Annotated in this window: 25 protein-coding genes, 1 pseudogene and 1 riboswitch; of the genes and pseudogenes, 10 read left to right on the top strand and 16 right to left on the bottom strand. The window is 69.8% G+C overall.

Features of this window, described 5'->3' with window-relative positions; all coding sequences use genetic code 11:
* Positions 1 to 163 precede the first annotated feature (163 nt).
* Complete coding sequence (locus tag JOC24_RS00875) at positions 164 to 517, top strand: PRC-barrel domain-containing protein (protein WP_205018138.1); 354 nt, start codon at positions 164 to 166, stop codon at positions 515 to 517.
* A gap of 107 nt (positions 518 to 624) precedes the next feature.
* On the opposite strand, the pseudogene JOC24_RS00870 reads toward JOC24_RS00875, so the two are convergent.
* Positions 625 to 1229 (bottom strand): annotated as a pseudogene (locus JOC24_RS00870) (Uma2 family endonuclease).
* Between the two features lie 234 nt (positions 1230 to 1463).
* Between JOC24_RS00870 and JOC24_RS00865 the strand changes: the two are divergent.
* Positions 1464 to 2507 (top strand): hypothetical protein, encoded by a 1044-nt coding sequence (locus JOC24_RS00865; protein ID WP_205018137.1) that lies wholly within the window; start codon positions 1464 to 1466, stop codon positions 2505 to 2507.
* Positions 2508 to 2542: 35 nt separating this feature from the next.
* On the opposite strand, the gene JOC24_RS00860 is transcribed toward JOC24_RS00865, so the two are convergent.
* Together JOC24_RS00860 and JOC24_RS00855 are read right to left on the bottom strand one after the other, a co-directional pair.
* Positions 2543 to 2752: a hypothetical protein gene (locus JOC24_RS00860; RefSeq protein WP_374104464.1), complete on the bottom strand. Its 210-nt coding sequence runs from the start codon at positions 2750 to 2752 to the stop codon at positions 2543 to 2545.
* Positions 2753 to 2768: 16 nt separating this feature from the next.
* Complete coding sequence (locus JOC24_RS00855) at positions 2769 to 3011, bottom strand: hypothetical protein (RefSeq protein ID WP_205018135.1); 243 nt, start codon at positions 3009 to 3011, stop codon at positions 2769 to 2771.
* A gap of 114 nt (positions 3012 to 3125) precedes the next feature.
* Here JOC24_RS00855 and JOC24_RS00850 point away from each other — a divergent pair, with 114 nt between their 5' ends.
* The gene (locus tag JOC24_RS00850; protein ID WP_205018134.1) at positions 3126 to 3968 is read left to right on the top strand and encodes a helix-turn-helix domain-containing protein; all 843 of its coding nucleotides are present in this window, start codon (positions 3126 to 3128) and stop codon (positions 3966 to 3968) included.
* Positions 3949 to 4158 (top strand): DUF397 domain-containing protein, encoded by a 210-nt coding sequence (locus tag JOC24_RS00845; protein WP_205018133.1) that lies wholly within the window; start codon positions 3949 to 3951, stop codon positions 4156 to 4158. Before JOC24_RS00850 ends, JOC24_RS00845 begins: the two co-directional genes overlap by 20 nt.
* 200 nt (positions 4159 to 4358) lie before the next feature.
* On the opposite strand, the gene JOC24_RS00840 is transcribed toward JOC24_RS00845, so the two are convergent.
* The 7 genes from JOC24_RS00840 to thrC form a co-directional block, all read right to left on the bottom strand.
* Positions 4359 to 4697: a transcriptional regulator gene (locus JOC24_RS00840; RefSeq protein ID WP_205018132.1), complete on the bottom strand. Its 339-nt coding sequence runs from the start codon at positions 4695 to 4697 to the stop codon at positions 4359 to 4361.
* A complete protein-coding gene (locus JOC24_RS00835; protein ID WP_205018131.1) occupies positions 4684 to 5211 on the bottom strand; it encodes a hypothetical protein in 528 nt (175 codons plus the stop codon). Before JOC24_RS00835 ends, JOC24_RS00840 begins: the two co-directional genes overlap by 14 nt.
* A gap of 424 nt (positions 5212 to 5635) precedes the next feature.
* A complete protein-coding gene (locus tag JOC24_RS00830) occupies positions 5636 to 6100 on the bottom strand; it encodes a DUF6924 domain-containing protein (protein ID WP_205018130.1) in 465 nt (154 codons plus the stop codon).
* Between the two features lie 884 nt (positions 6101 to 6984).
* Positions 6985 to 8607, bottom strand: coding sequence for a chaperonin GroEL (groL, locus tag JOC24_RS00825; RefSeq protein WP_033297197.1), 1623 nt, complete (start codon positions 8605 to 8607; stop codon positions 6985 to 6987).
* Positions 8608 to 8998: 391 nt separating this feature from the next.
* On the bottom strand, positions 8999 to 9205 hold the full coding sequence (locus JOC24_RS00820) for a cold-shock protein (RefSeq protein WP_003967346.1): 207 nt from the start codon (positions 9203 to 9205) through the stop codon (positions 8999 to 9001).
* A gap of 442 nt (positions 9206 to 9647) precedes the next feature.
* On the bottom strand, positions 9648 to 9923 hold the full coding sequence (locus tag JOC24_RS00815) for a MoaD/ThiS family protein (protein WP_205018129.1): 276 nt from the start codon (positions 9921 to 9923) through the stop codon (positions 9648 to 9650).
* A gap of 28 nt (positions 9924 to 9951) precedes the next feature.
* Positions 9952 to 11250 carry a threonine synthase gene (thrC, locus tag JOC24_RS00810; protein WP_205018128.1) on the bottom strand — a complete coding sequence of 433 codons (1299 nt, stop codon included), beginning with the start codon at positions 11248 to 11250 and terminating at the stop codon, positions 9952 to 9954.
* A gap of 18 nt (positions 11251 to 11268) precedes the next feature.
* Positions 11269 to 11396, bottom strand: a riboswitch (SAM riboswitch).
* Between the two features lie 153 nt (positions 11397 to 11549).
* On the opposite strand from thrC, the gene JOC24_RS00805 reads away from it, so the two are divergent.
* Both JOC24_RS00805 and JOC24_RS00800 read left to right on the top strand, forming a co-directional pair.
* Complete coding sequence (locus tag JOC24_RS00805) at positions 11550 to 12500, top strand: glucosyl-3-phosphoglycerate synthase (RefSeq protein WP_205018733.1); 951 nt, start codon at positions 11550 to 11552, stop codon at positions 12498 to 12500.
* A gap of 70 nt (positions 12501 to 12570) precedes the next feature.
* Entirely contained in the window at positions 12571 to 13947 is a 1377-nt protein-coding gene (locus JOC24_RS00800; protein ID WP_205018127.1) for an alpha,alpha-trehalose-phosphate synthase (UDP-forming), read from the top strand.
* 38 nt (positions 13948 to 13985) lie between these two features.
* Here the strand turns inward: JOC24_RS00800 and otsB are convergent, their stop codons facing one another.
* From otsB to JOC24_RS00785, 3 genes are all read right to left on the bottom strand, one after another.
* Complete coding sequence (otsB, locus tag JOC24_RS00795) at positions 13986 to 14840, bottom strand: trehalose-phosphatase (RefSeq protein ID WP_205018126.1); 855 nt, start codon at positions 14838 to 14840, stop codon at positions 13986 to 13988.
* Positions 14841 to 14913: 73 nt separating this feature from the next.
* On the bottom strand, positions 14914 to 15156 hold the full coding sequence (locus JOC24_RS00790; protein ID WP_205018125.1) for a DUF3263 domain-containing protein: 243 nt from the start codon (positions 15154 to 15156) through the stop codon (positions 14914 to 14916).
* Between the two features lie 14 nt (positions 15157 to 15170).
* Complete coding sequence (locus JOC24_RS00785) at positions 15171 to 16460, bottom strand: ABC transporter substrate-binding protein (protein ID WP_205018124.1); 1290 nt, start codon at positions 16458 to 16460, stop codon at positions 15171 to 15173.
* A gap of 227 nt (positions 16461 to 16687) precedes the next feature.
* Here JOC24_RS00785 and JOC24_RS00780 point away from each other — a divergent pair, with 227 nt between their 5' ends.
* The 3 genes from JOC24_RS00780 (at position 16688) to JOC24_RS00770 (ending at position 19829) form a co-directional block, all read left to right on the top strand.
* Positions 16688 to 17581, top strand: coding sequence for an ROK family protein (locus JOC24_RS00780; RefSeq protein WP_239579492.1), 894 nt, complete (start codon positions 16688 to 16690; stop codon positions 17579 to 17581).
* A complete protein-coding gene (nagA, locus tag JOC24_RS00775) occupies positions 17581 to 18735 on the top strand; it encodes an N-acetylglucosamine-6-phosphate deacetylase (protein ID WP_205018122.1) in 1155 nt (384 codons plus the stop codon). The genes JOC24_RS00780 and nagA overlap by 1 nt, the downstream gene beginning before the upstream one ends.
* A gap of 161 nt (positions 18736 to 18896) precedes the next feature.
* Positions 18897 to 19829, top strand: a complete 933-nt coding sequence (locus tag JOC24_RS00770; protein ID WP_205018732.1) for a 1-phosphofructokinase family hexose kinase — start codon at positions 18897 to 18899, stop codon at positions 19827 to 19829.
* 91 nt (positions 19830 to 19920) lie between these two features.
* Here JOC24_RS00770 and JOC24_RS00765 read toward each other — a convergent pair whose 3' ends face one another.
* Positions 19921 to 20895, bottom strand: coding sequence for a carbohydrate-binding protein (locus JOC24_RS00765; RefSeq protein ID WP_205018121.1), 975 nt, complete (start codon positions 20893 to 20895; stop codon positions 19921 to 19923).
* Between the two features lie 132 nt (positions 20896 to 21027).
* Positions 21028 to 22680, bottom strand: a complete 1653-nt coding sequence (gene cdgB / locus JOC24_RS00760) for a diguanylate cyclase CdgB (RefSeq protein ID WP_205018120.1) — start codon at positions 22678 to 22680, stop codon at positions 21028 to 21030.
* Between the two features lie 352 nt (positions 22681 to 23032).
* On the opposite strand from cdgB, the gene JOC24_RS00755 reads away from it, so the two are divergent.
* Positions 23033 to 23539, top strand: coding sequence for a flavin reductase family protein (locus tag JOC24_RS00755; protein WP_205018119.1), 507 nt, complete (start codon positions 23033 to 23035; stop codon positions 23537 to 23539).
* A 34-nt stretch (positions 23540 to 23573) separates the two neighbouring features.
* Here the strand turns inward: JOC24_RS00755 and arfB are convergent, their stop codons facing one another.
* Positions 23574 to 24008, bottom strand: coding sequence for an alternative ribosome rescue aminoacyl-tRNA hydrolase ArfB (gene arfB, locus JOC24_RS00750; protein WP_205018118.1), 435 nt, complete (start codon positions 24006 to 24008; stop codon positions 23574 to 23576).
* Between the last annotated feature and the right edge of the window lie 108 nt (positions 24009 to 24116).

Raw genomic sequence — 24116 nt, 5'->3', positions numbered from 1 at the left:
GCTCAAGACCTGATGGTCTTGAGCCACCCGCATTTTCGCGTGTTATCGGGATTCCGTGGGTGTGGACCGGAAATGTAGGGGCAGCCGAATTACTGAGCGGCACTCATCTTCATCCCGATGAGAATCGCCGCGCGGAATCAATCGCCAAGGAGGGAGCCGAAGAATGAGCGACAACCTGTGGGGCTACCAGCCTACGAGCGGCCACACCGCGGGCGCCGACCTGACCGGATTCACGGTCGAGGCGACGGACGGAAGCATCGGCAAGGTCGACAAGCACTCCGACGACGTGGGCTCCGCCCATCTCGTCGTCGACACCGGTGTCTGGATCTTCGGCAAGGAAGTCCTGCTCCCGGCAGGGACGGTCAGGGGGATCGACACCGAGCACAAGAAGATATTCGTCGACCTGACCAAGGACCAGATCAAGGACTCCCCGGAGTTCGACAAGCACAAGCACGCGAACGACCCGGGCTATCACGCCCAGATCGGCAGCTACTACGACGGCTACCGCCTCAACTGATCCGGACGCACACGTTCGGAGGCGGGGCCGGCTCTTCAGAGGGCCGGCCCCGCTGTCGGGTGCGCGAAGGCCCTGCCTCAGATTCCGACCGCCCAGGGCGGCAAGGTTCAGACCGGGAAGCCGTCCGTGGGCAGGGTGACGTCGAAGGGCGCGGGCAGCAGCAGCGGCTTCCCGAAGGGCACGGGGTCGGAACGCTTGTACGTTCCGTCCTCGTTCGGCTCGGTGAACAGCGTCGCCATCGCCCCACGGGTGTCGAACCTGTCCAGCAGCAGATACATGCGGACCCCGGCGCGCGCGTAGGCACGGTAGTTCTTCGTCCTGTCCTCCCGGGCGTTCCCCCTGGAGGTGATCTCGACGATCAGCAAGGCCTCCGACGCATCCATCGGGGCACTGGTCTCCGGGTCGGCGGCCTCGATCAGTTCTGCGGCATCACGACGAGGTCCAAGACGTACAGCTTGTCGAGAGGCGCGACGTGGACACCGAGCGTCTGCTGGATCTCCAGTTCCTCCGGCAGATTCGTGTAGAGCCTTCGCTGCACCTTCGCGGCGATGCCGTTGTGGTGCGCATGAGGCGGCGGTACCAAGGCGATCTGGCTTTCGTCGATCTCGGCGCGCCACCCCTCGGGCACGTCCAGTTCCTGCCATGTGCGCAGCAGGTAGTCCCACGGGCGGCCTTCAGAGCCCTGATCGCTTTCGACCATCGCGGCGGTCATCGCAGGTCCCTCCTCCTGTGGCCGTACGCGGAAGCGTGGATCGACTTGTTCGCGGCGGTCCGCCGCTCCCATCCAACGTCCCACGATCGTGTGACGCCCCCAGGGACCTCTCCACAGGTGTCCCCGCGCTCGTCGTGCCCGAGGAACCGGCCGCCCGTTCTCACACATCTCTCCCCTGAGACGTTGATCTTCGAGCACTGGGCAGCGTCCCCCGGACAGAGAGAGGCGGTAGACATGACGAACGGCCAGGCGAGTGGCGGCAACGCCCACCGAGCGGCCCCGGGCGAGGAGCGGCAGGCGAAGGAGGCCGACGGCTCGCGACGCGGTATCGCCCGCACGGCGCTCGCCGTCATGCGCCGTGACGGACGCAGCCTCCACGGCCGAGCGGCCCTCGTCACCGGTCTGGCCGCCCTGGGCGGACTACTGCTGACCGTCGTGGGCTTCGTCGCCGCCTGGCCCGAGTTCACCGAGATTCGCCTGGGCGCGACACAGGCCCGTATCTACGAGGACTCCTACGCGCCCGAAGGCACCCGCGTGAACACGATGTGGCTCATCCTGCTCGCCTGCCTGCCGTTCCTGATCCTGCTGCTGCACCTGGCATGCACCGCCCTCCAGACGGCGTGCGCCCGAGCCGCTGCCGAAACGGGAGAGAGCGGCCCGCGTGGCCGTTTCCGTACGGTCCTCGGGGTGTACGTGCTGCGCGGGGTGTTCGTGTGGACCCCTTTGGTGCTCGGCGTCCTGGTCGAGGAGTACTTCACCACCACCACGTTCAGGGAGTACACCGCGATCGTCCCGCTGTGGGAGTACCCCAACCTGAACCCCCTGCTGACCTACGGCCCGCCCCTGCTGGGCCTGGCCCTCACGCTGCTGCTCCGGTTCGGCTGGGCCCTGGCCCCGGCGGCCTCCGCGAACGAAGGCCTCGGCCCCCTGGCCGCGTTGTGTCGCTCCTGGTCGCTGACCTGGGGCCGGGCCGTCTCCTGTTTGCGCACCCTGGCCGTCGCACTGCCCCTGGGCGGACTCACCGTCGGCCTGTACGTACTGCTCCAGGCCGCCGCCCGGCCGACGCGCCCCGGGGCTGCCTCCCTGTTCCTGGAGTGGGGCCCGGACAACACCTACGCCGCCTACGTGGCCGGGGTCCTCGCCCCGATCGCCATCGCCCTGCTGCTCACCGGCGCCCTGCTCCTTCCGTTGGCGCAGACCACCCTGGTGATACTCCACAAGCGACTCGCCGGGACCGGGGAGCGGCAGGCGGCGGGCACGTCGGTCACCCGGGCGTGACCGCCCGGACGACCCTCACGGCAGACGCTTCACGCTCATGACGGCAGTCGTCCCTCGCGGTTGATCTCCGTCACCCGGGCCCGCAGCACGAGCCCCGGTGGAGCCGGCCGGACGGCTTCCGGCGGGCAGTCCCACTCCGCGCCGCCGCCCGGCGGACGCAGCTGCAGATACGGCCCGACGCGGCCCATCACCCGGCCCACCCGGCCGTCCCGGCCGTCGACCGCGAACGTCCCGGGCTCCGGCATACACGGCTCCAGTCCTTCAACTGTCATGTGCGGCCTTCGCTTCGAGTCGCTCGCTCAGCCGCAGCGCCGTCTCGATCGAGCACCGGCCGAGGTCCACCAGCGCTGCCGGCTCGTCGCCCGCGCACGACACCGGGTCGATCCGCAGCGACGGCAGCTTCACGCCGACCCCCGCGAGCCCTGCCCGCAGCCGTGCCACCGCGTCCTCTGCCGCCCGCACTCTGCCCGCTGCCTCTTCGCGCCGTTCCGTAGCCGTCGTCATGATCTTCCCCATTTCCACGCTGAGTAGTTGCTATGCATACTCAGCGTGGCCAATTCCTCGCTACCGTGGAAGAGGTGCTGGTCCAACACCCGCACGTGTGCTCAGGGAGTCGCCTTGCCCGGACCGAAGAAGCTCGACCCGTCCTCGTCGCCCCGGGCCCTCCTGGGCGCCGAACTCCGCCACCGCAGGGAGGCCGCGGGCCTTTCGCAGGACGACCTGGGAGCGCCCCTGTTCGTCAGCGGATCCTTCATCGGACAACTGGAGGCGGGTACGCGACGGATGCAGGCCGACCAGGCCCAGAGGCTGGACGAAGTGCTGGGCGGGGGCGGCTTCTTCGCTCGGAACTGCGTCGCACTGAAGCAGTCGAAGTACCCGGACCACTTCGCGGAGGCGGCGGAGGCGGAGCGTCTGGCGACCACGATCCGCGAATACGCACCCCTCCTGATTCCTGGGCTACTTCAGACGGAGGCGTATGCCCGAGCGGTGTTCCGGGCATATCAGCCGACTGCTGCGGAGGAAGTGATCGATGAACTCGTGTCGGTGCGACTGGAACGGGCACGGTTACTGACCGATCCAACTACGCCTCTGTTGTGGGTCGTGTTGGACGAGGCGGTTCTACGTCGTCAGGTGGGCGGACCGCCTGTGATGGCGGAGGCTCTGCGGCATGTGGCCGAACTGGCCAGGCGGCACCGGCTGATCATCCAAGTTCTGCCGTTCTCCGCAGGCGCACATGCCGCCCTGGACGGAAGCTTGAAGCTGATGTCGTTCCCTGACGCACCCCCGCTCGCATACGTGGACGGCCTGGGCACGGGGCGACTTCAGGACGATCCCGCAGGTGTCGCCCGGTACGAACTGACTTACCATCTGCTGAGTGCCGGCGCCCTGTCACCGGAAGCATCACTGGCCTTGATCGAGTCAGCGGCGGAGGATTGCGTCCATGAAGATCAGCAGCTCTGACCACGACCTGGCTACAGCCATCTGGCACAAGTCCTCATACAGCGGTGGAGACGGGGGGAACTGCGTGGAAGTAGCCGACGGCAACCCCGGCCTCGTCCCCGTCCGCGACTCCAAGCTCACCGACGGCCCGGCGCTCGTGTTCCGGAGCGCCGCTTGGGCCACATTCGTCACCGGCCTCAAGCTCGCCTAGGACCACGCCGGGGGTCGTCGATGCGGGCGGGCAGGAGGCGGGGCGATCTGACGGATGCCTTCCCGCGTCGAGCCCCGGCGGGCGCCTGGCTGACCTGCTCCACTCCAGTCACGCGGGCGGGCATGTGGTGCGGGCCGCTGTCCGTGCCGAGCCGCCGAACACGCACAGGATCAGGGTGGCCGCTCACGCAGGCGAATCCGTCACGGGTCCTGCGGTTGCTCCGCGCTCGACTGTTGCCCCGTCGCACGGCGGGACGAGTCCACGATCTGCTGCAGGGCCGCGGCGTGTTTCTCCAGTGCGGCGCGCCCGGCCTCACTCAGGGCCACCCAGGTGCGGGGGCGCTTGCCGACGTAGCCCTTCTTGACGTCGACGTAGCCGTGGCCCTCCAGAGTGCTGACCTGCTTCGAGAGGGCGGAGGCCGAGACCTCCGCCGCCTCTCTGACCCAGGACCACTCCGCCCACTGGGTGCCTGCCAGCAGTGACACGATGGTCAGCCGTGTGGAGTCGAGAAGCACCGAATCGAATTCAGCGCGCGGCACCTGGCTCCTCCGTCACCGATTGCGCGCCACGCACCGCGCGGGTCCTCACCGCCTGGTCCCATACCGGCCCCAGGAAGATCACGGCGGCACCCAGCAGTGCCCCGACACCGGAGCGCCAGTACGGCACGTCGAGCGATACGCGGGATCCCAGCACCGAGACCACCAGACCGAGCGCGATGACCGCGAGCAGTGTGAGCCGCCTCCGACGCAGGAACGCCCCGTCCAGTTCCTCCTTGCGCCGGCCTGTGCGGTGGCCAAGCAGAGCCGAGCCCCTCCGCGTGCGCAACAGCATGACGTAGGCCACCGCAAGCACCGCGTATCCGATGGACACCCAGGCCTGCGCGTCATCGCCGACCCAGTCGGGCGCGGCCAGCAGCAGGAAGGCCGCCAGACCGAGGACGACGTACACCCACCTCGCACCCCCGCTGCCCTCGGCAGCCTGTATCCGGCGCTGCTCGACATCCCGCAGAGTACGTGCGGCCTCGTCCGGTGTCGGGTTCGGATGCTCAGACATCGATACCTCCATGAGTCGAGGGAGGGGCACACCTGGCCCTGTTTCCTGTAAGGAAAGTAGTTTCCTTATGCGGCTTCGTCAACTGTCCAACACGCTGCCGTGCGTTCAGGACGGCTGGTGCGAAGTCGGCCGAATGTTCTGGGCGCAGGTGGTCGAGGGTGGGAACCGGGATGGCGTTGCCCCTTGATCGCGGACACCTGGAGGGTGAGATCCTGCGGTTGCGAGGGAAGTAACTCCAGGCGGGAAGTACGTACACGAAGCGGTGGCCGAGGAGTTCAACCGGTACGCATCACGCTCCTCGAATCCCCCGCATGACGGTCACCGCCGCCGTCCGAGGGCTCGGTACCGATGTCCGCGCCTCGCTTCTGGACACCAGGCGCTGCGCGGACAGGCACCGGCGGACCGGGCGGGGGCCGGACCGCGTCTAGCGGAAGCCCCGGAAGACGCCGTCGTCGCCCGCCGCGTTGACGAAGTCCTCCCAGTCCATGTTGCCGAGGTCGATGTTGTTCTCGATCGACCACAGTTCTGCGGCTGTGACTCGCAGTTCGCCGTGCTCCTGCTCCGCGTCCTCGTCGTCCTCGTAGTCCTCGTCGTCCTCGTCGTCCTCGTCGGAGGGCGGGACAGCGAGTAGCGGCATCTCAGGCGCGAAGAGGGAGGTCGTGTCCGCCACTATCAACAGGGAACCACTGTTACCGCTGGCGAGGGCCAGCGCGAGGACCTGTTCGGTCGTCAGGTCGCTGTAGTCAGGGTCATCCACTATGTGCACATTCGCGAGGAAGCCGTCCCTGTTCGGCGTCGTGATCGCCGTGTGGAGGGCTTCCCAAGCTGACTGGTCGGAATAGTCGGTGCGGATCAGCAGGCTGTCGTCCGTCTGCGGCAGGCTCTTCAATGGACTTCTCTCTCGGTGAGCAGGATCGGCGGTGCTGCGGGCTGTCCGGCGCACAGCGTGCCCTCACCGCCTACGCTATGCGCCGGGTCTGACAGGGGACTTACCGCTCACATCAGTTCCCGGGCCCGGTGGGAGCCGAAACGCCCCGGCCGGGTCGGCAGCCGGAAGGAGGGGCACAGGCCGAACGTGTCGACGTGGCGCCGCACGGTGGCACCGCCTCACAGGACGCACCCGCGAGATCCGGTGGGCCGGCGACCGGCCCCGCGCCCGACGCGCCTGTCGATCCGCATCGGCCCACGGGTCACGGTCGTCACCACCCTGCTCGTCCTGGGCGTGAAATATCTCCCCGAGGGCGTCCAAGCCACTCGGGACCACATCGCGAAGTGCGTCCCGGTCGGGGTGCGCGGTGTTTCGCAGGACGGCGAGGGCAACTGGATCGAGGCCCGCCTCGACCGGTCGACCCGTGTGCTGGACGTGAGAACCACTCCGGGCTTGTCCAAGCGCCCCGTTCCGATCGGCGAAGCCTCCCTTCCACGCCGGGTGGAGTCGACGATCACGCTGGACGGCAGCACCGCGCCCCGCCGACTCGCCCGGACCAGGGCACGGGCTGCCTGCGACGCGCATTCGGCGACGGCGAGGCCGTCGGGGCGCGGTTCACCGTCGAGCCGGCGCACTCCGCGTCCTCGGACAAGTGGTGGCCATCGCCGAGGTCGAGTTCTCCGGTCCGTCCGGCGAGGGCCGGACCTGACTCTTCCGCGGACCGGACACCGGACCTGAACCCGCCCATGCCCACCACCACGTACGACGCCGGCCCCCGGGAAGGAATCCCGGGGGCCGACGTCGTACGGATACTGCGGGTACCGCTCGAACTGCTGATCCGAGGATCAGAAGTCCATGTCACCGCCCGGCATGCCGCCCGGAGCGGCCGCAGAGGCCTTCTCCGGCTTGTCGGCGATGACGGCCTCGGTGGTGAGGAAGAGCGCGGCGATGGACGCGGCGTTCTGCAGGGCGGAGCGCGTGACCTTCGCCGGGTCGATGATGCCCTCGGCGATCATGTCGACGTACTCGCCGGTCGCGGCGTTCAGGCCGTGACCGATCGGCAGGTTGCGCACCTTCTCGACGATGACGCCACCCTCGAGACCACCGTTGACGGCGATCTGCTTGAGCGGGGCCTCCAGCGCGAGCTTCACGGCGTTGGCGCCCGTGGCCTCGTCACCGGTCAGGTCGAGCTTCTCGAAGACGGCCGAGGCCTGGAGCAGAGCCACGCCACCACCGGCGACGATGCCCTCCTCGACAGCGGCCTTGGCGTTGCGCACCGCGTCCTCGATGCGGTGCTTGCGCTCCTTGAGCTCCACCTCGGTGGCGGCGCCGGCCTTGATGACGGCCACGCCGCCGGCCAGCTTCGCGAGGCGCTCCTGGAGCTTCTCGCGGTCGTAGTCCGAGTCGGAGTTCTCGATCTCGGCACGGATCTGCTTGACGCGACCCTGGACCTGGTCGCTGTCACCGCCACCGTCGACGATGGTCGTCTCGTCCTTGGTGATGACGACCTTGCGTGCGGTGCCGAGCAGGTCGACGCCGGCGTTCTCCAGCTTGAGACCGACCTCCTCGGAGATGACGGTGCCACCGGTGAGGATGGCGATGTCGCCGAGCATGGCCTTGCGGCGGTCACCGAAGCCCGGAGCCTTGACGGCGACGGACTTGAAGGTGCCACGGATCTTGTTGACGACCAGGGTCGACAGGGCCTCGCCCTCGACGTCCTCCGCGATGATCAGCAGGGGCTTACCCGACTGCATGACCTTCTCGAGCAGCGGAAGGAGGTCCTTCACGTTGCTGATCTTGGAGTTGACGATCAGGATGTACGGGTCGTCGAACGACGTCTCCATACGCTCCATGTCGGTGGCGAAGTACGCCGAGATGTAGCCCTTGTCGAAGCGCATACCCTCGGTGAGCTCGAGCTCCAGACCGAAGGTCTGGGACTCCTCGACGGTGATGACGCCTTCCTTGCCGACCTTGTCCATCGCCTCGGCGATCTTGGCGCCGATCTCGGTGTCGGCAGCGGAGATGGAAGCCGTCGAAGCGATCTGCTCCTTGGTCTCCACGTCCTTCGCCTGCTCCAGCAGAGCGGCGGAGACGGCCTCGACGGCCTTCTCGATGCCACGCTTCAGAGCCATCGGGTTGGCACCCGCGGCGACGTTGCGCAGGCCCTCGCGGACGAGCGCCTGGGCGAGAACGGTGGCGGTGGTCGTACCGTCGCCGGCGACGTCGTCCGTCTTCTTGGCGACCTCCTTGACCAGCTCCGCACCGATCTTCTCGTACGGGTCCTCGAGCTCGATCTCCTTGGCGATGGAAACACCATCGTTGGTGATCGTGGGCGCGCCCCACTTCTTCTCGAGGACGACGTTACGGCCCTTGGGGCCGAGGGTGACCTTGACGGCGTCGGCGAGCTGGTTCATCCCGCGCTCGAGACCGCGCCGTGCCTCCTCGTCGAACGCGATGATCTTGGCCATGTGAAGTGGTCCTCCCGGACAGGGGTGGATTTCTCCGGACCGAGAGGCGCCCGCGACGGACGGCCAGCGTGCTCTGTGGTTCCTTGCCCCACGGAGCCTGCGGGCCTCACCGGCCCGGTCCAAGTTTCTGTCACTCTCACCTGGAGAGTGCTAACGCCAATGATTAGCACTCGACCCCTTGGAGTGCAAGCGCCTTCGAAGAAGGCTCGCTGAGGGGTGGTGGTCGGTCGGGCGACGGGCGGGCGCAAGCGTCCCCCTCGGGATGTGGACAACAGCGGGGGGATCACCAGGTGCCGCGACGGGGGGAGCGGGGACGCACGTGAGGCCCGCACCCCGGCGGGGGTACGGGCCTCACGTGCGCGAGTGGTGTCGTTGGCCGACTGCGCCGAGCTCAGCCGACGGCGAGCTTGACCATGTCCGCCTGCGGCCCCTTCTGACCCTGCGAGATCTCGAATTCAACTCGCTGACCCTCTTCGAGGGTGCGGTACCCGTCCATCTGGATCGCGCTGTAGTGGACGAAAACATCCGCACCACCGTCGACCGCGATGAAGCCGTACCCCTTCTCCGCGTTGAACCACTTGACGGTGCCCTGAGCCATGCCCAACTCCCCTATTACTGGCCCTTGCACGAGACCGCACTTCGCGGGCCCGGGTCAGAAGTCACCCTCCGACAGGAGAGGGTGGCGTGCGCCGGAACGCGTCGACCGCGGCCGAATGTATCTGCCCAACTGCCCTCTGCAACAGGTCAATCGGACGAGAAATCTGGGCACAGGTGACCGCACGCAAGGGGCGAATTCGCTGGATTCCAGGGCAAGTCGGGCCTGACAAAGGCCACTTATGCCTCAAGAGGTACACACACTTTGGCTACTTCTTGCCGCGGCCGGGCGCATTCTCATATGCGGGCGGCACGGGAAGCGGCGGTGGCTTCCCCAACTGTACCGCGCTCAACCATGCGGAATGGCCCCCTCCGCTTCTCTTGCGGAGAGGGCCACTGTGCTCACGCAGTGCGGTCGGGCGGCCGGGCCCGCGACCGTGCGGTGATCAGCCTCCGGCGACGGCCGGGATGATCGAGACGCCGGCGCCGTCCGGGGTGACCGCTTCCAGGCCGCCCTCGAAGCGCACGTCGTCGTCGTTCACGTACACGTTGACGAAGCGTCGGAGTTTGCCCTGGTCGTCCAGGACGCGGGCCGCGATGCCCGGGTGGTTCTGCTCCAGGGAGGCGATGACCTCGGAGAGGACCGCCCCTTCCGCCGGGACCTCGGCCTGACCGCCCGTGTAGGTGCGGAGGATGGTGGGGATGCGGACCTTGACGCTCATGTGCGTGCCTTCCTTCGGTCTCGGGTGGTCAGTTGGCGGCGGCGAGGCCCGCGTCGCGGAACGCGTCCAGGCTGGGCCGGATCGTCGCCGACAGGCCGGTCGTGGGAGCGACCGCGTCCAGTGTCTTCAGCCCGTCGCCGGTGTTCAGGACGACGGTCGTCAGGGCCGGGTCGAGCAGACCGGCGTCGATCAGCTTCTTCGTCACACCGACCGTCACCCCGCCCGCGGTCTCCGCGAAGATGCCCTCGGTGCGGGCCAGCAGCTTGATCGCGTCGACGACCTGCTCGTCGTTCACGTCCTCCACGGCGCCACCGGTGCGCCGGGCGATGTCCAGGACGTACGGGCCGTCGGCCGGGTTCCCGATCGCGAGGGACTTGGCGATCGTCTTCGGCTTCTGCGGGCGCACCACGTCATGGCCGGCCTTGAAGGCGGTGGAGACCGGGGAGCAGCCCTCGGCCTGGGCACCGAAGATCTTGTACGGCTTGTCCTCGACGAGGCCGAGCCTGATCAGCTCCTGCAGCCCCTTGTCGATCTTCGTGAGCTGCGAGCCGGACGCGATCGGGATGACGAGCTGGTCGGGCAGCCGCCAGCCGAGCTGCTCGCAGATCTCGTACGCCAGGGTCTTGGAGCCCTCGCCGTAGTACGGCCGCAGATTGACGTTGACGAAGCCCCAGCCCTCGCCGAGCGGGTCGCCGATGAGCTCCGAGCAGAAGCGGTTGACGTCGTCGTAGTTGCCCTCGATGCCGACCAGTTCACCGCCGTACACCGCGGCCATGACGACCTTGCCCTGCTCCAGGTCGTGCGGGATGAACACGCACGAGCGGAAGCCGGCGCGGGCGGCGGCGGCTCCCACCGCACCGGCGAGGTTGCCGGTGGACGAGCAGGAGAGCGTGGTGAACCCGAAGGCGCGGGCGGCCTCGACGGCGATCGCGACGACACGGTCCTTGAAGGAGTGCGTCGGGTTGCCGGAGTCGTCCTTGACGTACAGGCCGCCGGTCACGCCCAGCTCACGGGCGAGGTTGTCGGCCTTGACCAGCTTCGTGAAACCGGGGTTGATGTTGGGCTTGTCCGCGACGTCGGAGGGGACGGGCAGCAGCGGCGCGTAGCGCCAGATGTTGTCCGGGCCCTCGGCGATGCGCTTCTTCAGCTCTTCGGGGGAGCCGCTCGGCAGGTCGTACGCCACTTCGAGCGGCCCGAAACAGGACACGCAGGCGAAAATGGGACCGAGCTCGAAACGCTCGCCGCATTCGCGGCACGAAAGCGCAGCGGCGGGACCGAGGTCCACGGCGGAAGAATCGGTGTTCTCTGCAACTGTCTGCACGGCCATGATGGCGGAGGCCCTTTCTCCTCATCTTCCTCGCGACGTATTTCGCCGCAAGACGGAATTGGCACCTTCCCCACCGTGACCTCGCGGTCGGCAGGAGGGTTGCCGGGACTTCAACGGGCCGTTCCCTCAGTCCCTCTGGATGAGCGCTATGGCACCGGACCATGGATCCGGGCGTTTATTCGCGGACCGACCCCGACATGCGAGGGTCATCCGCGTTGTTCAAGACTGTAACCGAAGCACTGGACGGTTGAGATAGTCGTCCGAACCGCGAGATGGATCACATACAGGGAGTATCGACCGTGCTGGAAGAGGTGGAACGCTGGCTGACCAGGCGTTCCTGGTCAGCTGCCGACCGCCCGCTCGACCGGCTCACCGCCGCGCGGGCGAGGGATCCGCACCGCTCGCGCGTGAGCGTCGTCCTGCCCGCGCTGAACGAGGAGGCGACGGTCGGCGCGATCGTCGCGGAGATCCGCCGCGAGCTGATGGAGAAGGTCAGGCTCGTCGACGAGCTGGTGGTGATCGACTCCGGATCCACCGACGGGACCGCCGAGGAGGCCCGGCGGGCCGGCGCCCGGGTCGTGCACCGGGACGCGATACTCCCCAGGATCCCCGCCCTCCCCGGCAAGGGCGAGGTCCTCTGGCGGTCACTGCTGGTGACCACGGGGGAGATCGTCTGCTTCGTCGACGCCGATCTGAAGGACTTCTCCGCGGACTTCGTGTCCGGGATCGTCGGCCCGCTGCTGACCGACCCCCAGGTGCAGTTCGTCAAGGCCATGTACGACCGGCCGCTGGGCGACACCGCAGGACAGGGCGGCCGGGTGACGGAACTGGTGGCCCGCCCGCTGCTCAACCTGCACTGGCCGCGGCTGGCCGGATTCGTCCAGCCGCTCGGCGGCGAATACGCGGTGCGGCGCTCCCTGCTGGAGCGGCTCCCCTTCCCCGTCGGTTACGGAGTGGAGCTGGGACTGCTCGTCGACGCGCTGCACACGGTCGGCCTGGACGCGCTGGCACAGGTCGACGTCGGCGTGCGCAGGCACCGCCACCAGGACGGCCAGGCCCTCGGCCGGATGGCGGCCACGATCTACCGCACGGCGCAGCTGCGGCTCTCCCGCGGGCCCCTCGTGCGGCCGGAGATCACCCAGTTCGAGCGCGGGCCCGACGGGTTCGTCCCGCGCACCCATGCGGTGGACACCGAGGAACGGCCACCGATGCGGGACGTTGCGGAGTACGCGGCCCGCGACGCGGCGTAACGGTTCCTCGCGCCGGGCTCGGCCCTCGCTCCACGTTTGGAGGGTTCCCGAACGGGCTAGGTTCGGGTACATGGTCTCCGAGCACGCTGCCCAGGTCCTCGTCGCGTCCAACCGCGGCCCGGTGTCGTACGCACTGCGGGAGGACGGCACGCTCGACTCGAAACGCGGCGGGGGCGGGCTGGTCTCCGGCCTCAGCGCCGTCGACGACAAGCTGTGGGTGTGCGCCGCACTGAGCGACGGTGACCGCGAGGCGGTCCGGCGCGGTGTGTCCGAGCCCGGCGTCCGGATGCTCGACATCGACGCGGGCGTCCACGCCGACGCGTACAACGGCATCGCCAACTCGGTGCTCTGGTTCGTCCACCACATGATCTACCAGACCCCGGTGGAGCCCGTCTTCGACGCGGAGTTCCGCCGGCAGTGGGCCTCCTACGAGGCGTACAACCGGGCCTTCGCCCAGGCCCTCGCCGAGGAGGCGGGCGAGGGCGCCGCCGTCCTGGTGCAGGACTACCACCTCTCGCTGGTCCCCGGCATACTGCGCGAGCTTCGCCCCGACCTGCGGATCGGGCACTTCTCGCACACCCCCTGGGCGCCGGTGGACTACTTCCGGCTGCTGCCCGACGACATCGGCGAACAACTGCTCAAGGGCATCCTGGGTGCCGACCGCGCCGCCTTCCTGACGCGCCGCTGGGCGGACGCCTTCATCGGCTGCTGCACGGAGGTCCTCGGCGGCACCGGCCACACCCGCGTCGGGGTGCACGGACTGGGCGCCGACGCGGACTTCCTGCGCCGCCGCTCCCGCGAGACGGACGTGGACGAACGCATGGAGGTCCTGCGGGAGCAGGTGGGCGCGGACCGGCGCACGATCGTGCGGGTGGACCGCACGGAGCTCTCCAAGAACATCGTCCGAGGGCTGCACGCCTACCGGGCGCTGCTGGAGGAGCGCCCCGAATGGCGGGAACGCGTGGTGCACATCGCCTTCGCCTACCCCTCGCGGCAGGACCTCGCTGTCTACCGCGACTACACGGCGGAGGTCCAGCGGGTCGCCGACACGATCAACGCGGACTTCGGCACGGAGGGCTGGACCCCCGTCCTGCTCCAGGTCGACGACGACTTCGCCCGCTCGCTGGCGGCGTACCGGCTGGCGGACGTGGCCCTGGTCAACCCGATCCGCGACGGCATGAACCTGGTCGCCAAGGAGGTCCCGGTCGTCTCGGACCACGGCTGCGCGCTCGTGCTCTCCCGGGAGGCCGGGGCGTACGAGGAGCTGGGCGAGGACGCGATCGTGGTCAACCCGTACGACGTGTCGGCCACGGCGACGGCGCTGCACGAGGCGCTCACGATGGACCCCGACGAGCGCGGCGCCCGCTCGAAGCGGCTGGCCACCGCCGCGACGGCGCTACCGCCGCAGCGCTGGTTCCTGGACCAGCTGGACGCGCTGCGGAGCTAGGGGCGCCGCGGCGGAGCCATGCCGACCGACGACACCGGCTAAGGGATGAGCTGCCCAGCCAGGTCCCCGAGCAGCTCCGCCACCGCTGCCGGACCCGGCAGCAACACGTCCGCCCGCTCGGCCAGTTCGGGGACCTCGGTGCCGCTGCACACCAGCAGTCCGGGCACACCCCGGGCACGGAGCTTCTCCACGGCGGCGTACGCGGCGAGGTCGCCGAGGTCGTCGCCGGCGTAGAGCACCGCCTCGGCGCCGGCCTCCTTCACGTACTCCTCCAGCGCCACGCCCTTGTCCATGCCCGGCGGCCGCAACTCCAGCACCAGGCGGCCCGGTTCGACGATCAGGCCGTTGCGGGCGGCGAGGGCGGACAGCGGGACGCGCAGGGCCTCGAACACGGCCTGCGGGTCGGTTGCGCGACGGGTGTGCACGGCGACGGCGCGCCCGCCCTTCTCCTCGATCCAGGTGCCGCTGTCCGTACCGGCACCCAGCTCCTCCAGTACCGCGGGGAGCTCCGCCCGGACGGCCTCGACGCCGGGGTCCGGGGCGGGGGCGCTGACGGACCCGGTGGCGGCGTCCCAGCGTTCGGCGCCGTAGTGCCCGAGGACGACGAGGTGGTCCAGGCCCGGCGCTCCGGCGAAGCCGCCGTACCGCACTGCGGTGTCCGCCGGGCGTCCGGTGATCACGGCGACGGCGGCGACCCGGGGCGCGAGCGCGGAGAGCGCCGGGACGACAAAGGGGTGGGCGCGGGACTGCTCGGGGTTCGGGACGATGTCGGCGAGTGTGCCGTCGAAGTCCAGCGCGACGACCGCGCGGGCGGGGCGGGCGAGGAGTGCGGCGAGGCCTTCGCGGCCGGCCTGGGTGGACGGGGTCGGGAGGGAGCGTGCCGGGTTACCCATGGTCCGAGCGTAGCGGTGACCAGGGGTCTGCGGCGTGGTCCGGACCCAGCCGCGCCGGTGGCCGGCCGATCCCTCAGCGGCGGCCGCGCCTCGCCTCCCGGACCCGGCGCAGGCGGTTCACCGTGACCGGGTCCTCCTCCAGCGCGCGGCGGTCGTCCAGGAGCGCGTTGAGCAGCTGGTAGTAGTGGACCGGTGAGATGCCAAGCTCTTCCCGGACCGCCCGTTCCTTGGCTCCGGGGCCGGCCCAGGAGCGCCGCTCCAGGGCCAGCACCGCGCGTTCCTGGACGGAGAGCGGGTCAGCGGGGTCGGCGGTCATATGAACCAACCTACCTACCTGCTTCCCACGCCCGCGCTCTCCGCCTGCCTGGCCTGGGCGGCGATCTCCACGAGCACGCTCTCCGGGCTGCCGCCGGGTTCGACCGCGGAGCCGATCCTCTCCTTGATCGTCTCGCTGGCCTGCGCCCACGACGTCTTGCCGAACGGGTAGAGCTGCGAGTTCGGCAGCGCGGACAGGAACTCGTGCAGCGACTTGTGCTTGCTGTCCGCCTCCATGGCGGCGGACGCGCTGCTGGTCACGGGCAGCAGGTCGTACTGGTCGGCGAAGGCCAGCACGTTCTCGTCCGTGTAGGCGAAGTCGAGGAACTTGCCTATCTCCGCCCGGTGTCCGTTCTGCTTGAAGCCCATCATCCAGTCGGCCACGCCCATCGAGCCCTTGGTGGGTCCCTCGATCCCGGGGAGCGGGACCATGCCGACCTCGACGCCCTTCTTCTCGGCCTCCTGCATCAGGGTCGGGTGGCCGTTGAGCATGCCCACCTCACCCTTGGTGAACGCGTCGAAGGCCTTCGCCCGGTCGAGCTTCCCGGGGGCGACGGGGCCGGTGAGGCCCTTGCCGACGAGGTTGTTCTTCAGCCACTGGAAAGTCGCCACGTTGGCCGGGGAGTCGATGGCGTAGTTGCCGACCTCGTCCGTGTAGCCACCGCCCCCGCTGAGCAGCCACATCAGGGTCTCGGCCTGGGACTCCTCCTGGCCGAGCGGCAGGGCGAAGGGGTAGGTCACGCCGCGCTGCTTGAGCGCGGCCGCGTCGCTCTGGATGTCGTCCCAGGTCTGCGGGGCCCCGAGGCCCGCCTTGGCGAACAGGCCCTTGTTGTAGAAGAGCAGCCGGGTGCTGGCCACGAACGGGAGGCCGTACAGACTGCCGTTGGCCTCGCCCGCGTCGGTGAGCGAGGGCAGGAAGTTGGAACCGGTGCGGATGGCGATCATCTCGTCGGCGGCGTAGAGCTTGCCCGCCTCGGCGTAGTCGGCGTACGCCCCGATCTGCGCGATGTCGGGGGCCTTGCCGGCCTTCACCATCTCGGCGACCTTGCGGTCGACGTCCTTCCAGGAGTAGACGCTGACCTCGACGCCGATGCCGGGGTTGGCCTTCTCGAACTTCCCGGCGACGTCGTCCCAGTACTTCTGGGAGCTGTTCTCAGCACCTGTGCCGTAGTCGGCGGCGACCAGCCGCAGGGTGACGTCGCCGCCTCCGGTGTCCGAACCGCACCCCGACAGCGCCGCCGTCATACCGAGTGCGGCCACTACCGCGGTCAGACCCACAAAGCGCCGCTGCACAGCCCTGTCCATCCTTCGAATCGCTCTGCGCGGACGTCACCACTCCGACGACGACCCGCGATCCTGCCTCACGTGCACACGGAGGTCTACACCACCTGTGCACCAACCCGGCAATCTAGCAGGACCGTTTTGTATGGGTGCTCAACAAACGGGGCTAGTGGACTAGACCTTTTAGGGGTCGGCGAGCGAAACTGTCTTCCGTGAGACACGTCATCGCCCTCGATGTGGGCGGCACAGGAATGAAGGCCGCTCTGGTCGGGGCCGACGGCGCCCTCCTCCACGAGGCGCGCCGGGCCACCGGCAGGAACCGCGGTGCCGAAGCCGTCGTGGAGACGATCCTCGCCTTCGCAGCGGATCTGTACGCCTACGGCGAGGAGCACCTCGGTGAGGGCGCGGTCGCCGCGGGGGTCGCCGTGCCCGGCATCGTCGACGCGGAACACGGGATCGCCGTGTACGCCGCCAACCTGGGCTGGCGCGACCTGCCCCTGCGGAAACTGGTCGGTGAACGGCTCGGCGGCATACCCGTCGCGCTCGGACACGACGTCCGGACCGGGGGGCTCGCCGAGGGGCGGATCGGCGCCGGCCGCGGCGCGGACCGCTTCCTCTTCGTGCCCCTGGGCACCGGGATCGCCGGCGCGATCGGCATCGCGGGCACCATCGAGGCCGGAGCCCACGGCTACGCGGGCGAGATCGGCCACATCGTGGTCCGCCCCGACGGCCCCGACTGCGGCTGCGGGCAGCGCGGCTGTCTGGAGACCCTCGCCTCGGCCGCCGCCGTCTCCCGGGCCTGGGCCGCCGCGTCGGGCGACCCGGACGCGGACGCCGCCGACTGTGCGAAGGCGGTCGCCTCGGGCGACCCGGCGGCCCTGCGCGTGTGGCAGGACGCCGTCGACGCGCTCGCCGCCGGACTGGTCACCGCGCTCACTCTGCTGGACCCCCGCACGCTCATCATCGGTGGCGGTCTCGCCGAGGCGGGGGAAACCTTGTTCACACCACTGCGTGCGGCCGTCGAGGAACGGGTCACGTTCCAGAAGCTGCCCCACATCGTCCCGGCGGCCCTCGGGGACACCGCCGGATGCCTGGGCGCGGGGCTGCTCGCCTGGGATCTACTCTCCACGGAGGTTTCCGCCTGATGGCCGGACGCGCAGACAGCACGGTTCTCGCAGGTGCCCGCGTGGTGCTTCCCACCGGGACCGTCGAGAACGGCCGGGTGATCGTCGAGGGCACCCGGATCGCCGGCAGCACGCAGGAGGGCGCCCGGACCGTCGATCTCTCCGGCCACTGGGTGGTCCCCGGATTCGTGGACATCCACAACCACGGCGGCGGCGGCGCGTCCTTCGCCACCGGCACCGCCGAGGACGTCCTGACCGGGGTGCGAGCACACCGCGAACACGGCACGACGACCGTGGTCGCGTCCACCGTCACCGGCGAGATGGACTTCCTGGCCCGCCAGGCCGGCATGCTCTCCGAGCTGGTCGAGCAGAGCGAGCTCGCCGGGATCCACTTCGAGGGCCCCTTCATCTCACCGTGCCGCAAGGGCGCCCACAGCGAGGGCCTGCTCCGCGACCCCGACCCCTCCGAGGTCCGCAAGCTGCTCGACGCGGCCCGAGGCAGCGCGAGGATGGTCACCCTCGCCACCGAACTCCCCGGCGGCATCGAGTCCGTGCGGCTGCTCGCCGAGCACGGAGTGATCGCCGCCGTCGGCCACACGGACGCGACGTACGAGCAGACCGTCGAGGCCATCGACGCGGGCGCCACCGTCGCCACGCACCTCTACAACGCGATGCCCGTCCTCGGACACCGCACGCCGGGCCCGATCGCGGCCCTCCTGGAGGACGAGCGGATCACGGTCGAACTGATCAACGACGGTACGCATCTGCACCCCGCCGCCCTGCAGTTCGCCTACCACCACGCGGGCGCCGACCGGGTCGCACTGATCACGGACGCCATGGACGCGGCCGGTGCGGGCGACGGCCACTACGAGCTCGGCCCGCTCGCCGTCGAGGTCAAGGACGGCGTCGCGCGCCTGGTGGAGGGCGGCTCGATCGCCGGCTCCACCCTCACCCTGGACACCGCGTTCCGCCGGGCCGTGACGGTCGACAGGATTCCCGTCGACGACGTCGTCCGGTCCATCTCCGCCAACCCGGCCCGGCTCCTCGGTCTGTACGACAGGGTCGGCTCGCTCGACCCGGGCAAGGACGCCGACCTGGTGGTCCTGGACGCGGACTTCGCCCTCAAGGGCGTCATGCGCCGCGGCGAGTGGATCGTCGAACCCCGTGTCGGGTGACGGTGCGCCACCGTCCGGCACCCGGCTCAACACGTAACGAAGAGACGGCGGTTGTCCCGCACACCTGGGACGGCCGCCGCCTCTTTGGCATGATCGCCAGGTCAGCGCCGTAGACAGCGGCGCCGAGGAACGGACGACCAAGGAACCGGGGGCCGGTGCAGGTGATACTGACCGTCACGCTGAACACCGCACTCGACCTGACCTACGCCGTCCCCGCGCTCGTCCCGCACTCCAGCCACCGCGTCGGCGACGTCACCGAACGCCCCGGCGGCAAAGGCCTCAACGTCGCCCGGGTGCTGTCCGCACTGGGGCACGACACGGTGGTCACCGGCTTCGCGGGCGGCGCCACCGGTGCCGTCCTGCGCGACCTGCTCGGCGCCCTCCCCCACGGACCCGCCGACGCGCTGGTCCCGGTCGCGGGGAACACCCGCCGCACCATCGCCGTCGTCGACGGCTCCACCGGGGACACCACCCAGCTCAACGAACCCGGCCCGCACATCGGCAGCGACGAGTGGACGGCCTTCCTGCGGACCTACGGGGAACTGCTCCCGGGAGCCGACGCCGTAGCCCTCTGCGGCAGCCTGCCGCCGGGCATACACGTCGGCGCGTACGCGGACCTGATCCGGCTCGCCCGGGCCGCGGGGGTACCCACCCTCCTGGACACCGGCGGCGAACCGCTGCGCCGCGGCATCGCCGCCCGCCCCGACCTCGTCAAGCCGAACGCCGACGAACTCGCCCAGCTCACCGGCGCCCGGGAACCCCTGCGCGCCACCCGCGACGCCCGCCGCCGGGGCGCGCGCAGCGTCGTCACGTCACTCGGCCCCGAGGGACTCCTCGCCGTCACACCCGACGGCATCTGGCGGGCCGCGCCCCCGTCCGCCGTAACGGGCAACCCGACGGGAGCGGGCGACTCCGCCGTGGCCGGACTCCTGTCCGCGCTCGCCGAGGGCCTGGGCTGGCAGGACCGGCTGACCCGTGCGGTGGCCCTGTCGACGGCGACCGTGCTGGCCCCGGCGGCCGGCGAGTTCGACCCCGCCGCCTACGAGGACCTGCTGACCCGCGTCACCGTCGAACAGCACGCGGCGGCCGCCTGAGACCCGACCCGGAAAACACGTCGTCCCGGCTCGCTCGGGGCGACGACCGGGACGACGGTGGCAGTGGACACCGGACCACGACGGCGGAGGGCTAGCCCTTGGTCTGGCCCGACTTCAGCGACAGCTGGTCGAGGTTCGCGTCGCAGGAGTCGCCCTCGTTGCACGACAGCATCAGCTTGTTCGACCCCTTCTCGAGCTGGACGTACGCGTACGTCCTCGTCCAGCCCTTCTCCAGGTCGCCCTCCGCGGCGTGCGCGAAGTTCTCCATGTTGATCGACCGGGGGTCCCCGTCGTTGACCGTGAGCGACGTCTTCGCGTCCCTGCCCGGCACGCCGTAGGTCACGAAGAGCGTGTACGGACCGCTCTCCGGCACATCGACCGTCCAGGTGGCCGACCGGCCGACCTCGTTGAGGCTGATGTACTGGCCGTTGGCGCTCTTGGCGCCCTTGACCGTGTTGTCCAGGGAAGCCGTGCCACCGAGCGTCAGCGTCGCCGCGTCCTGCTCGGGCAGCTCGACGGGCTCCTCGGACGGCTTCGTGGACTTCTCCGGCTTCGGGGAGTCCTCGACCTCGTCGGCCGGACCCGCCGACGAACCGGCGTCGTTCTTCTTGGCGTCGCTGTCCTCGCCCGTCATCAGCGCCGCGCCGATCCCGACGAGCACCACCGCGACCACGGCGACGGCCGCGATCAGCAGCGCCTTCGTGTTCGGGCCGCCACGGCCGGGGCCGGCGTTCCTGCCGCCACCGCCGCCGTGCGGAACCGCTCCGTGCTGCGCGGTGACCGCACCACCGGGGTAGGTCTCCGGCGCCGCGTACTGCGGGTTCGGGCCGCCGTACTGCTGGGGCTGCTGGCCGTACTGCGGCGGGACCTGCCCGTACTGGCGCTCACCGACCGTCCGCACCTGGTTGTACGACGTTCTGGGCACGCCGGGCTGAGCCGCCGGACCCGGGTAGCCGTAACCACCCTGCCCGGGCGGCTGTGCTCCCGCCGCCCGGCCGTCCTCGTACAGATAGCCGAACGGATCGTCGTCCTCGGGTTTGCTCGCGCCGTTGTTCCCGGCCGTCATCCCTGGGTCACTCCTCACCATTTCGCCAGCCGTCGCCGACCGGCCGAGCCTACCCCGAACGGAGCAAGCGTCGAATTGCCCTCGGTCCCCCGGAAAACCGGGCGGTGCACGGGGACAGCCAAGGCGTGAACGTCAGCCGGCTCTACGGTGAACCTTCGATCGGGACCGCTTCTCCACGTACATCCGCTGGTCGGCGGAGTGCAGGACCTCTTCCTCGGTCATGCCGCACTCGGCCCAGCCGATACCGAAACTCGCCCCGACCCTGACTGCCCGGCCGTCCACCCGGATGGGCGGAATGATGGCGTTACGCAAGCGTACGGCCAGATCTGCGGCATCTGCCGCCCCGAGGCCGTCCGCGAGGACGACGAATTCGTCACCCCCGAGCCGCGCGACGGTGTCACCGTCCCGTACGCAGGTGGTGAGGCGGCGGGCGACCTCGATGAGAACCGCGTCACCCGCGTGGTGTCCGAAGCGGTCGTTGATGGACTTGAAGCCGTCGAGGTCGCAGAAGAGCACGGCGAGCCCCTTGGTCCCGTCGTCCCGCTCCGCGTCGGGCGCCACGACGTGCACATGGTGGTCGTAGGGGCCGACGCCCGGCGCGACCTCCCCCTCGTAGCCGTCCGCCCGGTAACCGTGCATCGAGCTCTCGACGTCGCCGTAGGCGGCGTCCAGCGCCTCGATCGCGGACGAGGTGACCGAGTGAGGCCTCTCACACAGCCGCGCGCCGAGCCGGGAGCGCAGTTCGGCACTGTTGGGCAGGCCGGTGAGGGCGTCGTGCGAGGCGCGGTGCGCGAGGTGCAGCTCGTTGCGCTTGCGCTCCTCGATGTCCTCGACGTGCGTGAGCAGGAAGCGCGGACCGTCGGTGGTGTCGGCGACGACGGAGTTGCGCAGCGAGACCCAGAGGTAGGTGCCGTCCCTGCGCCCGAGCCGCAGCTCGGCCCGCCCGCCCTCGGCGGACGTGCGGAGCAGGGTGCCGATGTCCTCGGGATGGACCAGGTCGGCGAAGGAGTAGCGGCGCAGGACGGACGCGGGGCGGCCCATGAGCCGGCAGAGCGCGTCGTTGGTGCGCAGCAGCCTGCCGTGCTGGTCACCGCCCATCTCGGCGATGGCCATGCCACTGGGGGCGTACTCGAACGCCTGGCGGAAGGATTCCTCGCTGGCCCGGAGTGCCTGCTGCTCGCGTTCGAGCCTGACCAGGGCGCGTTGCATGTTTGCTCGCAGCCTGGCGTTACTGATCGCAATCGCCGCCTGGGAGGCGTACATCTGGAGGGCCTCCCGGCCCCAGGCGCCGGGGCGGCGGCCGTTGCGCGGCCTGTCGACCGAGATGACCCCCAGGAGGTCCAGACCTCCGCCGGAGGCGTACATGGGGGCGTAGAGACGGTCCAGGGGGTGCCACTCGTCCTCGAAACGGGGCTCAGGCCCCTCGGTGTGCCACTGCGGTACGTCGTCGTCGAGGAGCACCCAGCCCTCGGTGTGGGGTATGAACCGGAGCTCGTCCCACGCCTCGCCCATCGACAGCCTGCGCTCCCAGGACTCGCGGGACCCCACACGGCCGGTGATCAGGGATTCCGCCGCGCTGTTGCCGGCGAATGCGGCGACGACGAGATCGCCGTCGGGGCGGACGAGGTTCACGCAGCCCAGTTCGTAGCCGAGGCCGGTGACGATGCCGTCGGCCACGGACTGCAGCGTGTCCGCCAGGCTTCGCGCCGTGTTGAGATCAGCGACGGCCTGATGCAACTGCCGCATCGTCGCAAGACGGACGTACGGCTCCGACTCGGCCTCCATCGCTCGCACTCCCTGAGACCTCGACAGCAACTCCAGGCTTCATATCGACGTACTTATCGCAGTGTCACGGCCACTGAATCACACTGAGCTGTGCACCCGGTACACAGGGTCAACAAATATTGCTCTCTGTGACTCAAGTCACAGCAAATGGTAAGGGTTGCCTATGCGCCTGCGGGGACCACCGTTGTTCCCGAACGCACATCCCTTCCCGAACGCACATCGTTCCGGAGTCCTAGGACCCCGCTGGTCCCTCGGCCCGATGCGGCGGCCCGTCCGGCGGCACTAGCGTGCCCGTGTGCCGCAGAAGACCTCCCCCGCCCCGCGCCCGCAAGCCGTCCCCCATGCTGAAGGGGTGACCAACGACGAATTCCGCGCCGCCCTCTCCCGCCTGGCCGCAGGCGTGGTGCTGATCACCGCCCAGGAGCCGCCGCTCGACGCGCACGGCCGGGGCGAGGACGTCGGGATGACGGCGACCGCCTTCATGTCGGTCTCGCTGGACCCGCCGCTCGTCATGGTGAGCCTGCGCAACGACTCACGGATGGACGACCTGCTGGCCGAGCAGCCCCTGTGGGCGGTGTCGGTACTCGCGGAGAGCCAACGGCACATCGCCGGGCGGTTCGCCATGAAGGGCCGGATCAGCGACCGGCTGCTGTTCGAGGACATCCCGTACATACGGGGCGAGATCGCGGGAGCGCCCCTGGTGGGCGGGGCGCTGGCCACCCTCGAGTGCCGCACGGAGCAGCGCGTCCTCGCCGGTGACCACACGCTGGTGATCGGCCGGGTACTGACGGCGTCACTGCCGAGTGCGGACGGCGAGCCCCTGGCCTACTTCAAGGGCCGCTACCGGCAGCTGGGCTGACCGGCGCGGCGGCCGGGGCGGGACCCCGCGCCTCCTACCAGTCGCGGCCGGAACGCCCGCGCTTCGTGTCCCCCCGCTGCTTCTTCTCCCGCAGCCGGCGCTCGTTGATGCCGCGCGGGATCTTCTTCTTGAGGCGCGGCTTGGGCGGCGGCGCCGTGGCCTCCGCCAGGAGCGCGGCGAGCCGCACGGCGGCCGTCTCCCGGTTGCGCCACTGGGAGCGGTGCTCCGAGGCACGCACGGACACGACCCCGCCCACCAGCCGGCTCGCGAGGCGTTCGAGCGCGCGGGCCTTCCAGACCTCGGGGAGCGACTCGGTGGCCGCGAGATCGAAGCGGAGCTCCACCTGGGAGTCGCTGGTGTTGACGTGCTGCCCGCCGGGCCCCGAGGACCGCGAGAAACGCCACATGAGTTCGGCCTCCGGAAGGGAGACCGAACCGCGGATGACATAGGGCCCGGACATGACACCCATGTTCCCCGGAGTGCGACCCGCCCGTCACCTTGTTTTGCGAGCGTTCGGCCAGAAGTTCGGCAAAGAAAGTAAAGCGAGCAGGAACCTCGTGGTCTCTTGTCTGCGTTA

This window comes from Streptomyces sp. HB132 (assembly GCF_016909575.1).
Lineage (GTDB): Bacteria > Actinomycetota > Actinomycetes > Streptomycetales > Streptomycetaceae > Streptomyces.
This window is presented reverse-complemented; position numbering and strand designations above follow the sequence as displayed.